This is a genomic window from Acinetobacter sp. LipI_23 (assembly GCF_058243045.1).
The window spans coordinates 1,769,177-1,781,307 of sequence record NZ_JBZAYJ010000001.1; the positions used below are offsets into that span (position 1 = coordinate 1,769,177).

10 protein-coding genes are annotated in these 12,131 nt (G+C 40.7%); 6 read left to right on the forward strand and 4 right to left on the reverse strand.

The window, feature by feature from the left end; translation table 11 throughout:
• Positions 1-34 precede the first annotated feature (34 nt).
• Positions 35-400 (reverse strand): hypothetical protein, encoded by a 366-nt coding sequence (locus tag AC4CVD_RS08710; protein ID WP_078426553.1) that lies wholly within the window; start codon positions 398-400, stop codon positions 35-37.
• A gap of 1,222 nt (positions 401-1,622) precedes the next feature.
• On the opposite strand from AC4CVD_RS08710, the gene putP reads away from it, so the two are divergent.
• A complete protein-coding gene (putP, locus tag AC4CVD_RS08715) occupies positions 1,623-3,146 on the forward strand; it encodes a sodium/proline symporter PutP (protein WP_279691708.1) in 1,524 nt (507 codons plus the stop codon).
• Between the two features lie 62 nt (positions 3,147-3,208).
• Here the strand turns inward: putP and AC4CVD_RS08720 are convergent, their stop codons facing one another.
• Positions 3,209-3,703 (reverse strand): Lrp/AsnC ligand binding domain-containing protein, encoded by a 495-nt coding sequence (locus tag AC4CVD_RS08720; RefSeq protein ID WP_490752887.1) that lies wholly within the window; start codon positions 3,701-3,703, stop codon positions 3,209-3,211.
• Between the two features lie 117 nt (positions 3,704-3,820).
• Between AC4CVD_RS08720 and putA the strand changes: the two genes are divergently transcribed.
• The 5 genes from putA (at position 3,821) to AC4CVD_RS08745 (ending at position 10,591) form a co-directional block, all read left to right on the forward strand.
• Entirely contained in the window at positions 3,821-7,576 is a 3,756-nt protein-coding gene (putA, locus tag AC4CVD_RS08725) for a trifunctional transcriptional regulator/proline dehydrogenase/L-glutamate gamma-semialdehyde dehydrogenase (protein WP_490752888.1), read from the forward strand.
• 267 nt (positions 7,577-7,843) lie between these two features.
• Complete coding sequence (gene trmA, locus AC4CVD_RS08730; RefSeq protein WP_428872155.1) at positions 7,844-8,926, forward strand: tRNA (uridine(54)-C5)-methyltransferase TrmA; 1,083 nt, start codon at positions 7,844-7,846, stop codon at positions 8,924-8,926.
• A 242-nt stretch (positions 8,927-9,168) separates the two neighbouring features.
• On the forward strand, positions 9,169-9,393 hold the full coding sequence (locus AC4CVD_RS08735; RefSeq protein ID WP_004984703.1) for a hypothetical protein: 225 nt from the start codon (positions 9,169-9,171) through the stop codon (positions 9,391-9,393).
• Between the two features lie 208 nt (positions 9,394-9,601).
• Entirely contained in the window at positions 9,602-9,850 is a 249-nt protein-coding gene (locus AC4CVD_RS08740; protein WP_004696981.1) for a hypothetical protein, read from the forward strand.
• A gap of 201 nt (positions 9,851-10,051) precedes the next feature.
• Positions 10,052-10,591, forward strand: a complete 540-nt coding sequence (locus tag AC4CVD_RS08745) for a lecithin retinol acyltransferase family protein (protein WP_005401206.1) — start codon at positions 10,052-10,054, stop codon at positions 10,589-10,591.
• On the opposite strand, the gene AC4CVD_RS08750 is transcribed toward AC4CVD_RS08745, so the two are convergent.
• Together AC4CVD_RS08750 and AC4CVD_RS08755 are read right to left on the reverse strand one after the other, a co-directional pair.
• On the reverse strand, positions 10,585-11,046 hold the full coding sequence (locus AC4CVD_RS08750; RefSeq protein ID WP_004696977.1) for an SRPBCC domain-containing protein: 462 nt from the start codon (positions 11,044-11,046) through the stop codon (positions 10,585-10,587). The genes AC4CVD_RS08745 and AC4CVD_RS08750 overlap by 7 nt on opposite strands.
• A gap of 119 nt (positions 11,047-11,165) precedes the next feature.
• A complete protein-coding gene (locus tag AC4CVD_RS08755; RefSeq protein WP_183173092.1) occupies positions 11,166-12,077 on the reverse strand; it encodes a bestrophin family protein in 912 nt (303 codons plus the stop codon).
• Positions 12,078-12,131: the final 54 nt, after the last annotated feature.

Sequence of the window (12,131 nt, forward strand, 5' to 3'; positions counted from 1 at the left end):
TTTTTACAACTCAAATTTATGGCTTTCAAAAGACTTATTTTTTGTCACGTATAAACTGGTAGTAATAGTCATTAAGTAGCTTAATCATTTGCTTTAGCTCAGTTAAGTTTTCTAGATTATTACCTAAACGTGCGACAAATCGTTCATTGGCAATTTCTAAGTCGATTTTCTCATTGATTAGCATAGCACTATAAAAAAGTGCATTAAGATCATCAAACTCACTAATTCTACGATTTGAAAAATAGACCAAACGTTCAGCATGTATGGCATTTAGCACAATACCTTCAATGATAAAGCCTTTTTCATCATCATATTCAATCTGATGCTGCTGCAAAAAAAGTTGTTCTGGCGCATCTTTCTTTAATTTAAATAATTGGCTTAATTTACTCAACATAGACATCTAATCATGGTTCTTCACTCAAGCTTATTGTAGTTCTAACTGCTACCTTTTGTTAGCGTGTATCGGCTAAAAAGTATAAAAGCAGCGCATTGACTACTTTTATACCTATATATAGTTATAAATGTCTTAGCGAACTTATGCTAAAGGTACAACCGTAGGCGTCGCCTCAGCAGCCAAGTTTCAAATGAGAAAATGTGACCTAAGGGTTATTAAGTCAACAACCCTTTCTCCAGTACCACTTGCTGATTTTTTTATTTTCAGCGATACACTGCTTACCCATTTCATCACATTTCGCATGACCTAAAATGGCTCAAACAAAGTCACAATGCCAACACTACGCATGACTATATCCAAGCATACTTGTTGATTGGCTTGAATACATTTGGTATTTAAGGCTGCAATACCATTAATAAGTGGCTAAAACGCAGCGCCGTTGGATAAACATCATTGGTCGATTGAGATTTATTGACAAGGTCATTTGGATGAATAACCTCGTATTTACCTTAAGAAAGGAATACATGCTTTAATGCAAAATTGGTCAACACTTCGTTGCTATTCATATTAATTTGTGGTGCCCGCTCTATCTTGATAGACATCTATAGGGAAAAGCGTATGTCTAACCTTCAATAGTTTGGCTCAATTGATCACATACCACCGCAATGGTCTGCACAATTTCAGGAGAGATTTTGCCAAATGTGCAGTTAATTTATACCGACTCTATTTTCACTTGTGCCAAAGCAAGCAGAAAATGCCATTGAATTCCTATTTTCTAATTAGAAATATGAAAGTTTTCCAATGCACTCAAAGTATGAATGCCTTAACAAAATTAGTTCAATGGTGAAATATTCGTCTTTTCTACCTATTTCACGGCTGTAAATACATTTCATAAATGAAACACTTTATATGTAAATACACCTGTTTTGTAGGTAATGTAATTTTTCATAAGCAATAAAAAATCATAAATTATAACTAGCCCGCTGATTTTACGAAATAAAAGCTTAGAATTGCATCCAGCCTATAAAAAAAGAATAATAATTGACCAATAAACAACATATTTTCAACAACTTATTGTTTAATTTTAAAAAACAATTAATAATTACACAAAGTATACAAAAACACCTTACAACTGTTACAGATTGTAATTTTATTTTTATGCTTGAATCGCCGTCTCAAACAAAGCGATTAAAAAATCTCCCAAGTCGGATTTTGCCAAGGAATGCCTATGAGTCAAATTAACCCCACCCTCGTCACATTTTTAGTTTATATCATTGCCATGGTTGGCATCGGTTTGTATGCATACAAGTCCACAAACAACTTTGATGATTACATCTTAGGTGGTCGTAGCTTAGGAAGTGTAGTTACTGCGCTTTCTGCAGGTGCATCAGACATGAGTGGCTGGTTACTGATGGGCTTACCGGGTGCAATTTATTTGTCTGGTTTGTCTGAAGCGTGGATTGCCGTAGGCCTAATCATTGGTGCATGGCTCAACTGGCTATTGGTTGCAGGACGTTTACGTGTGCATACTGAAGTCCAAAACAATGCCCTCACCCTACCTGATTATTTCACAGGTCGTTTCGCAGATCGCAAACGTATCTTACGTATGATCTCAGCTGTCGTTATTTTAGTATTCTTCGCGATTTACTGTGCTTCAGGCATGGTCGCAGGCGCGCGCCTATTTGAAAGTATCTTTGGTTGGAACTACACCACTGCACTTTGGATTAGCGCAATTGCAACCATCAGCTATGTATGTATCGGCGGCTTCCTTGCAATTAGCTGGACAGACACCTTCCAAGCAGGTCTAATGATTTTTGCTCTGCTGCTTACCCCAATCATGACTTACCTTGCGATTGATGGTAATGCTGCACAGTTCACAGTCTTACTTGAAACGGCTCGCCCACAAGCATTGCATATTGTTTCTGAACTCAGCACTGTTGCCATCCTGTCATCATTGGCATGGGGCTTAGGCTATTTTGGTCAGCCACACATTTTAGTGCGCTTCATGGCTGCGGATTCTGTGAAAACGATTCCTGCTGCGCGTCGCATTGGTATGACATGGATGATTTTATGTCTAGGTGGTGCAGTAGGTGCTGGTTTTATTGCCATCGCGTACTTCCAACAACACCCTGAACTAGCGGCTGTGGTTTCTCAAAACCCTGAAACTGTGTTCATGGAACTGACTAAACTCTTATTCAACCCTTGGATTGCGGGTATCATTTTAGCTGCAATTTTAGCTGCAGTGATGAGTACATTAAGCTGTCAGTTACTGGTTTGTTCTACAACATTGACAGAAGACATGTACAAAGCCTTCATCCGTAAAACCGCTTCTCAAAAAGAATTGGTTTGGGTGGGTCGCTTCATGGTTATTGCAGTTGCTGTTCTTGCAATTTGCTTAGCAAGCAACCCTGACAGTAAAGTTCTAGGCCTTGTAGCTTATGCATGGGCAGGTTTTGGTGCGGCATTTGGTCCACTGATTATCTTGTCTTTGTTCTGGAAGCGCATGACCTTGAATGGTGCTATTGCAGGTATTATTGTTGGTGCGGTAACCGTGATTGTGTGGAAAAATGCATTAGGACACTTAGGTCTATATGAAATTATTCCAGGTTTCATCTTCTCTTGGATCAGCATTGTAGTGGTAAGCTTAATGGGTAAAGCCCCTGAAGCTGAAGTGGTACAACGCTTTGAACAAGCAGACAGCATGTACAAACAAGCGATGGCTGAAATGAAAGAAGAATCTACACAACGTTAATTGAACGTGTAGACCAAAAAAAAAGGGGCTTTAAGCCCCTTTTTTGCATCTAATTTACTCAATTATTTCGACAAGGGTTTGTATTTAAGTTGAATACGTGAGCTTTCTTTGATGACTTCCATCACTGGATAACTGCGCGTTTCTTTAACACCCGGCAGTTGCCACAATACTTGACCTGAGATTTTTCGGAACTCATCCATACTGGCACAGCGAATCTTCACCACAAAATCAAAGCCTCCACTGGTCATATGACATTCCACAATTTCATCATGCTGTAGCACGGCATGGCGAAAATCTTCCAAGACATGTGGGGTGGTTTTATCCAAAAGTATCTCAACAAAAACCACAAAACTGGCATTGAGCATGTTCGGATTTAAGCGTGCTTCATAACTCAGAATAAAACATTCCTTGGTTAATTTCTGTACTCGAGCCAAAGCAGCCGTCGCTGACAAGTTCACTTCTTCGGCAAGTTTAATATTCGATATTTTTCCATCTCTTTGAAGAATATCCAATATTTTGATATCTGTTCGGTCCAAACTAAAAATTGGGCTCGTCATCTGAATTAATCTCTAAATAGCATACAAATTATAGTGAGTTATTCGGCATTCTTTCTGTAATCATAAATTAATTACTATAGATCTCTCAACACATTATTGTATGCACAGGATGTAGGCATGAATATGATGGAAAGCAATACGCATTTCAACGACGCTCAAACTCAATTTGAATATATTACCGAATTCAAAGAAAAAAGTGAGCTTGAAGTTGAAATCAATACCGCTTGGCGACGTGCCGAAACTGACTGTGTTCAAAATTTATTAGACCACAGCAAAATCTCTGACGAGATGAATCAACGCATTCATGAACTTGCGTTTGATTTGGCTCATACTTTACGTGAACGTAAAAGCGGCAGCGGTAAAGCAGGTATTGTACAGGGTCTCTTACAAGAATTTGCACTGTCTTCTCAAGAAGGCATCGCGCTGATGTGTTTAGCTGAAGCATTGCTTCGTATTCCAGACATGGCGACACGTGACCTATTGATTAAAGACAAAATCAACCAAGGCAACTGGAAAGAACACGTTGGTCAAAGTAACCTGATGTTTGTCAATGCGGCTGCATGGGGCCTCATGTTGACTGGCAAACTGATGGAAACGCCAAAGCAAAATAGCTTATCAGGCACTTTAACAGGCTTATTGGCACGTAGTGGTCGTGGCATCATCCGTAAAGCAGTTGATGTAGCTATGCGTATGATGGGCGAACAGTTTGTGACTGGCGAAACCATTGGTGAAGCATTACAACACGCTGAACGTCTTGAAGAAAAAGGCTTCCGTTATTCATACGACATGTTGGGTGAAGCAGCACTGACCGATCATGATGCTGATCGTTATATGAAAGACTATACCGATGCCATTCATGCCATTGGTCAAGCGTCAAAAGACAAAGATGTTTATGACGGCCCGGGTATTTCAATTAAATTATCTGCTCTACACCCTCGCTACCAACGCGCACAAGTTGCACGTATGCATGAAGAGTTGTACGGTAAAGTCTTTACGCTTGCTAAATTAGCACGCGGCTATAACATCGGTTTAAATATTGATGCTGAAGAATCTGAGCGTTTAGAAATTTCTTTAGAAATGCTCGAACGCCTATGCTTTGAACCAGAACTCAAAGACTGGAAAGGCATTGGTTTCGTTATCCAAGCATATCAAAAACGTTGTTTCTACGTGGTTGACTACATCGTAGACTTGGCTAAACGTAGCGAAAAACGCTTAATGATTCGTTTAGTGAAAGGCGCGTACTGGGACAGCGAAATCAAGAAAGCACAAATCGAAGGAATGACCGACTATCCTGTATTTACCCGTAAAGTACATACAGACTTGTCGTATATCGCATGTGCGAAAAAATTATTGGCTGCACCAGAACAAATCTACCCACAGTTTGCAACGCACAATGCGCAAACCTTGGCGACCATTTATGAAATGGCCAACCCAGAGAAATACTATGTGGGTCAGTATGAGTTCCAATGCTTACATGGCATGGGCGAGCCACTTTATGAACAAGTAGTCGGTGAAAAGCAAGATAAAAAACTGGGTGTACCATGCCGTATTTATGCACCTGTCGGTAACCATGAAACACTATTGGCTTATCTTGTACGCCGTTTACTTGAAAATGGTGCAAACACCTCTTTTGTAAACCGTATTGCAGACAAGTCACTCGCAATTGATGATTTGATTGAAAACCCAACTCAAACCATTTTAAGCAGTGCAAAACGTGAAAATATCGTGGGTCAAAAGCACCTTTCGATTCCACTTCCTGCTGAGCTTTATGGGCAGCTACGTGCAAACTCTAAAGGTTTAGACCTTGCAAATGACTCTGCATTAGCTCAACTGAACCAAACAGCTCAACAGTTTGCTAAGCACCAATGGTCTGCTGCACCAATGGGTGAGCACATTCAGACCAATGACGCCGTTGCTCCGCAAAGCATTATCAACCCAGCACGTCACTCAGATGTGGTGGGTTATGTACAAGAAGCAACAACTGAACAAGTTGAGCAAGCATTAAACAATGCGCAGGCTGTTCAAGACATTTGGGCACGTACGGCTAAAGACACCCGTGCAAGTTACCTACTTCGCGCTGCTGACTTAATGGAAGCTCGCTTAGAAGAACTGATGGTTTTACTTTGCCGTGAAAGTGGTAAAACGTATGCTAATGCTATTGCAGAAGTTCGTGAAGCTGTAGATTTCTTACGCTACTATGCAACGCAAATGATTGATCTAGATGCAAACGCAGAAGTTGAGCCTTTAGGCACGATGCTATGCATTAGTCCATGGAACTTCCCATTGGCCATCTTCACAGGTCAAGTCGCTGCTGCATTGGTTGCAGGTAATACAGTGATTGCTAAACCAGCTGAACAAACGCCATTGATCGCAGCGCAAGCAATTCAGATCTTATGGCAAGCCGGTGTGCCTCAAGCGGCTGTACAGCTGATGCCGGGTCGCGGTGAAACTGTGGGTGCACAACTCAGTGCATCCGAGCAAGTTCAAGGCATCATGTTCACAGGTTCAACTGAAGTTGCTAAGATTTTGCAAAAAACTGTGGCGAAGCGTCTAAGCAAAAATGGTGAAAGCATTCCACTGATTGCTGAAACAGGCGGTCAAAATGCCATGATCGTTGACTCATCAGCACTGACTGAGCAAGTTGTACTTGATGTCGTCAGCTCAGCTTATGACAGCGCAGGTCAACGTTGTTCTGCTCTTCGCGTACTGTGTGTACAAGAAGACAATGCCGATGCTGTGATTCAAATGCTTAAAGGTGCAATGCAGCAACTTCAAGTGGGCAACCCATATCTACTTAAAACAGATATTGGTCCAGTCATTGATGCTGAAGCGCAAGAAAACATTCAAAAGCACATCGACAAAATGCGCCAAAAAGGTCATCGCGTACACCAATTGATGCGTAATGATGCTCAAGACACTGAGATAAATGCAGGAACGTTCATTACACCAACATTGATTGAACTGCCAAATCTCAATGATTTAGAGCGCGAAGTGTTTGGTCCTGTGCTGCACGTGATTCGCTTTAACCAAGGTTCACTCAAACAATTACTTGAGCACATCAACAGCAAAGGCTATGGCCTGACGATGGGTCTACATACCCGTATTGATGAGACCATTCAAACTGTAATGACCCATGCTGAAGTAGGTAACCTCTACATCAACCGCAACATTGTGGGTGCAGTTGTCGGTGTACAACCTTTTGGTGGCGAAGGTTTATCAGGTACAGGTCCTAAAGCGGGTGGTCCAATTTATCTATATCGCCTAATGCAAAACTGTTCTGCGAAAAAGTTGAATAAACCATTTGCAACAGGTGCTGATTTGAACCCTCAAGTCGAGTTCAGCAACTCTGCATTGTTCATTGAATGGGCAGCTAAAACCTTCCCAGCAGTGAAATTGGAAAAAATTGAGAACTTCTGTTCAGGTCATCATTACGAGCTGCAAGGTCCGACTGGTGAAAGCAACCAATACATGGTGATTCCGCGTCATGCAGTGTTGTCATTAGCTGAACAAGAAGTGGATCAGTTACAACAGTTGAATGCGATTTTTGCAGTTGGTAGCCGTCCAGCGGTGCTTGCAGATAACAGCTTTGTGTTAAAACACATGCCAAGCATGCCGAAAGCATTGGCTCAAGCGTTCCATGTCATTAAAGACATCAAAACTGATGCTTTTGATGCGGTATTGCATCATGGTACGACAGCGCAGCTTTTAGCGTTGCAACAGCAGATTGCTGAGCGTCAAGGGGCGATTGTAGGTATTACTCACCTCAGCCCGTCCCAAACTACCATTCCTTTGGAACGTTTTGTGATTGAGCGCGCTATTAGTGTTAACACTGCAGCCGCTGGTGGTAATGCAAGTCTTATGACTTTGAACTAAGCCCAATTTAAACCAGCAGTCCTCATCGGGACTGCTGGTTTATTACTGTGTTTCCTCTATTGCCAAGTCAACATCTCCTGGTCTGTTTACTTGGCATTTTTTATGCGACTCAGTTTGACTCAATCTGCTCGAAAATTTCCGATATAGCAAAGTATCAAACCATCTGTAGCATGAATAAACCCCACGCTTTTGCTGAATATCTTTAGGCTAATTCGGCAAACTTTGTTACCATCTCTTTTTTCTATATGTTTGCGATTTTTACTGCATATGACTTCTTCTTATCAACAACAACTTGACGCCAAAATTGAACGAATTACAGCTCAATTTTCTGAATTCACTCCACCTTCGCTTGAAGTTTTTCAATCTCCTGAAAAAAACTTTCGTATGCGTGCAGAATTCCGTATTTGGCATACCGAAGATGATATGTTTTATGCCATGTTTGAACGCGATGAAGAAAATCAGAAAAAAGTCATTCGTATTGATGACTTCCCAATCGCTGATGCCAGTATTAATCAGCTCATGCCTGTTTTATTGGCAGAATTAAAAAGCAATGATCTCCTCTCAAAACGCCTATTTGAAGTGCATTTCTTAGCGACCTTAAAAGGTGAAATGCTGGTTTCGCTGATTTATCGCTGCCCACTCGATGAACAATGGCAGGTTTTAGCCAAACAACTGTCAGAAAAATTAAATATTAAGTTGATTGGTCGTAGCCGTGGTCAAAAAGTGGTACTCACCGATGAATTTGTGGTGGAAGAACTGCAAGTTTTTGAGCGTAAATATCAGTACAAACAAATTGAAAGCAGCTTTACGCAGCCTAATGCGCAGGTCTGCCAAAAAATGCTCGAATGGGCCTGCAACGCTGCACAGCAATCAAATAAAGATTTGTTAGAACTTTACTGTGGCAATGGTAACTTCACCCTACCGCTTTCCACCCGCTTCAACCGTGTTTTAGCCACTGAGCTGGCAAAGTCTTCAGTATATGCAGCACAGTGGAATATCGAACAAAACCACATCGATAATATTCAAGTCGCGCGTTTATCGGCAGAAGACTTCACGCAAGCCTATAACGGCGAACGCGAATTCCGTCGCTTACAAGAAGCGAATATCGACATGAGCAGCTATGAGTTCGATACGGTGTTTGTTGACCCACCGCGTGCGGGTATTGATGATGAAACCTTAAAATTGATTCAGCGTTTTGAACGGATTATCTACATTTCGTGTAATCCGGACACCTTGCATGAGAACTTAAAAACACTCAGCCAAACCCATAAAATTTCACAGTTTGCGCTGTTTGACCAATTCCCCTATACCCACCATGTCGAATCTGGGGTTTTGCTGGAAAAAATTTAAACAATTTGTTGCAACTTAAACCGTATAAAAAAGAAGCTCAAATGAGCTTCTTTTTTAATTTTCATGAAAAAAGATAAGCTTATATAAAATGCAAGTATTTCAACTGTCATAATAACGTTAATACCTGGCGCTATAATCGGAATTTTTCGACATCGATCGCTGCTTTTATCTCTCACGCTGACTTGCATTATTTTACAGATTGGCTATATTTCACCCTATGTTAGGTTGTAAATGAAGTCTATATGAGTTTTTGGCAAAAGCTGTTTTCGAATGAACAGCAAAACGAGCATAAAAATCAAATTGCTTGTGTTGAAAATGACTGCTCTTGTAAAACCAATGAACAGCTCATCGAAAAGCTTAAAACAGCGACCGATGAAGACGTGATTGTTGGGATTAAAAAAGTATTAGCTTCTCGTGGCTATGGCCGTAAGGAGTTAAATGAACTTCAGCATCGACCTCTACAGTAGTAGAGTCACTGAATATTCATCAAAAAGGCATTTAGATTGATCTAAGTGCCTTTTTTAATGTCTGTAAATCATTCGCCTTATAAAAAACCAAGATATATGAAGCACAGCACACTTTGCACGTTTAAATATTATACAAAGCCTGAATTTTTTGTTACCTTACAGGCTCAATACAAAAATCAATAATGTTTGAAAATTAAAAGGTTAAGTAATGAAAAAACTACTCATAATCAGCACATGTATTACCCTTTTATCTTTAACAGCATGTAGCAAGATGCCGAAAGCTTGTGTTGAGTCTTGGGAAAAAATGGAAAAACTTGCCGAGCAGATGGGTTTGCCTGAAGAACAACTCAAAGAACAAAAAAAGAAATTTGAAGAAGACGTGAAAGCGATGAACACTGAAGAAGCAACACGCATGTGCAGTACCCAAAATTCACTTTTAGGTCTAGTGGATCAATAAACACTACTTCATCTTAAAAGAGGATGCTTGCATCCTTTTTTAATGCGATCACAAAAGCTAGATACTCCTTTCCAATCGGTCTCTTTTATTTCTATCATCGTAAACTCAAATAACCGAAACCCACTAAACAGTCGCTAATTCCCAGCAGAAGCTTTAAAATACAGATAAAAGACAACTGTAATGAATTAGCACGTATTAGGCATGCAACAACAAAAAGTCCACTACCCCTTGGGGGCTCATCTTATAGTCAAACATTTTGGCTATACGCATCACGGCATATATGCTGGGCGTGGACGTGTGATTCATTATTCAGGTTTTGCGCATCTTTTTAAAAAGCATCCGATTGAAATCACCTCCATCGAGAACTTTAGCCACGGACGCAAAATTACAGTGAATCAGTACCAAGACCCCAAATATAAAGGCCGTAAAGTGGTTCGCCGTATGCGCTCACGCATGCATGAAAACAACTACCATCTTATTATCAATAACTGTGAACACTTGTGTACGTGGGCCATTACAGGCATTGAAAGTAGCCCCCAAGTCATCAAAATGATGAACCGGCTCACCACCATTGGCTATGTAAGCTCAATGATGAGTTTCATGAACAGCCTAATGTTAACGCTCACCACCACCTGTTTTGCCTTGGTGCTTTATATCAAAAAGAAATTACGTGATAAGGCCAAACAACAGCTTGGCAACTATTTTGAGTTTAAAGAGGAACGCTCTAAAAAAGATCACTGATGTGAACGCAGTTGAAAAGGCGGAAATTTATCTTCAACCAAGTTGAGCTGGATATCGTATTCAAGCCATGCCTTGGCACCATCTAGCACTGTAGTAAAGCCACCTGTTGCATCCATCACATAATGAATCAGCTCATTACCTTGTAACTCAATGTCATAATTTCGAATGATCACATAGGTATTCATGCTGTCGATTTTTTCAAATACAAAATCCACTTTAGTTTTAGGCGTGCCCCATTCGATGCAGATCAACTCATTTTCAACGACTTGTAGGACATGAGTCGAGTGTGTAATTTGGTATTTATCCCAGGTCCAATCGACCATTGCGCCTTTTTCTAAATAGCCCGAAGACTGACTAAACCAAAACTTGGTGGTTATAAGTGGATCAACAAAAGCGTTAAACACAATATTGACAGAACGGCGAATCAACATCTGAGTTTCGATCACGGTAGTCATTGTTATATCCCTATCACTTTTAAACTTAGTGATAGCACATCTCAACAAACCAATCATATCGAAAATTTGTTATGGCTCAGGCAATCCGCTCATTTTCTGTTATGGATTTGTTCACTGCTTTAACTTAAATTGGCTCTATGCGCACTTACTGGTTCTGGCAAAGATTCATTTAAAGAACTGAGCATTTCGCGCTCTATGCCCCGCACAATAGCATCTAAAGGCAAATCATTTTCCTGAAGCCCGAAGGGTTCTTCTAACTCTGCACTTAGTGCATCTAAACCCAATAATAGATAGGCAATTAAGGCCACGATCACCGGTGACCAAAAACCGAGACTGGAACTCAAACTAAAAGGTAAAATGAGACAGAAAGAGTACACGGCACGGTGTAACAAAACCGAATAAGAAAATGGCAGAGGTGTAGATGAGATACGGTCACAACCAGCGTGAATATCGCCCATTGCCACCGTATGCTTAGTCAACATACTGTAAATAATATCGCTAATCTCACCACGCTTATACAACGCCGCCAGATCTTTCTGCGTAAGCTCTAATAGATATTGCGGTGGATTAATATGCGTAGCCAATACCTCCCACTGCTCTACTGTCAGTTGTACTTTGGCTTGATAGTGGTCATAGGTATGACTTTGCTGCCGTAAACGATCTCGAAGCAAATGACTAAATAACATCACGCGATACATCAAAACTGTACGCTCTGCATCATTTAAGACATAACTATCACGGATCATATGCCGTGCGTTGGCAATCATTGCGCCCCATAGCTTACGCCCTTCCCACCAGCGGTCATAACACGCTGTATTTCGAAAGCTTAAGAAAATCGAAAGAATCACACCAAATACAGTAAACCCAATGACAGGCACTGCAGGAGCTGTCACGTAATGTTGAGTCGCTAGATAAACCAAAAGAGTTGAAATTAAAACACCGACCATCAGTGCCGGAAATACTTTCGGTAAAATGGTGCCGCGCCAAGCAAAAAGTAATGCAAAGCTATTGGTTTTATCTCGAACAATCACAGTGTATTCCTATTGGTTTCGCTACGAAAAGGCTCAACCGAAGTTGAGCCTTAT

Coding starts and splice junctions, on each gene's coding strand:
- AC4CVD_RS08710 (WP_078426553.1), bottom strand. CDS start 400: ATGTCTATGTTGAGTAAATTAAGCCAATTATTTAAATTAAAGAAAGAT.
- putP (WP_279691708.1), top strand. CDS start 1,623: ATGAGTCAAATTAACCCCACCCTCGTCACATTTTTAGTTTATATCATT.
- AC4CVD_RS08720 (WP_490752887.1), bottom strand. CDS start 3,703: ATGACGAGCCCAATTTTTAGTTTGGACCGAACAGATATCAAAATATTG.
- putA (WP_490752888.1), top strand. CDS start 3,821: ATGAATATGATGGAAAGCAATACGCATTTCAACGACGCTCAAACTCAA.
- trmA (WP_428872155.1), top strand. CDS start 7,844: ATGACTTCTTCTTATCAACAACAACTTGACGCCAAAATTGAACGAATT.
- AC4CVD_RS08735 (WP_004984703.1), top strand. CDS start 9,169: ATGAGTTTTTGGCAAAAGCTGTTTTCGAATGAACAGCAAAACGAGCAT.
- AC4CVD_RS08740 (WP_004696981.1), top strand. CDS start 9,602: ATGAAAAAACTACTCATAATCAGCACATGTATTACCCTTTTATCTTTA.
- AC4CVD_RS08745 (WP_005401206.1), top strand. CDS start 10,052: ATGCAACAACAAAAAGTCCACTACCCCTTGGGGGCTCATCTTATAGTC.
- AC4CVD_RS08750 (WP_004696977.1), bottom strand. CDS start 11,046: ATGACTACCGTGATCGAAACTCAGATGTTGATTCGCCGTTCTGTCAAT.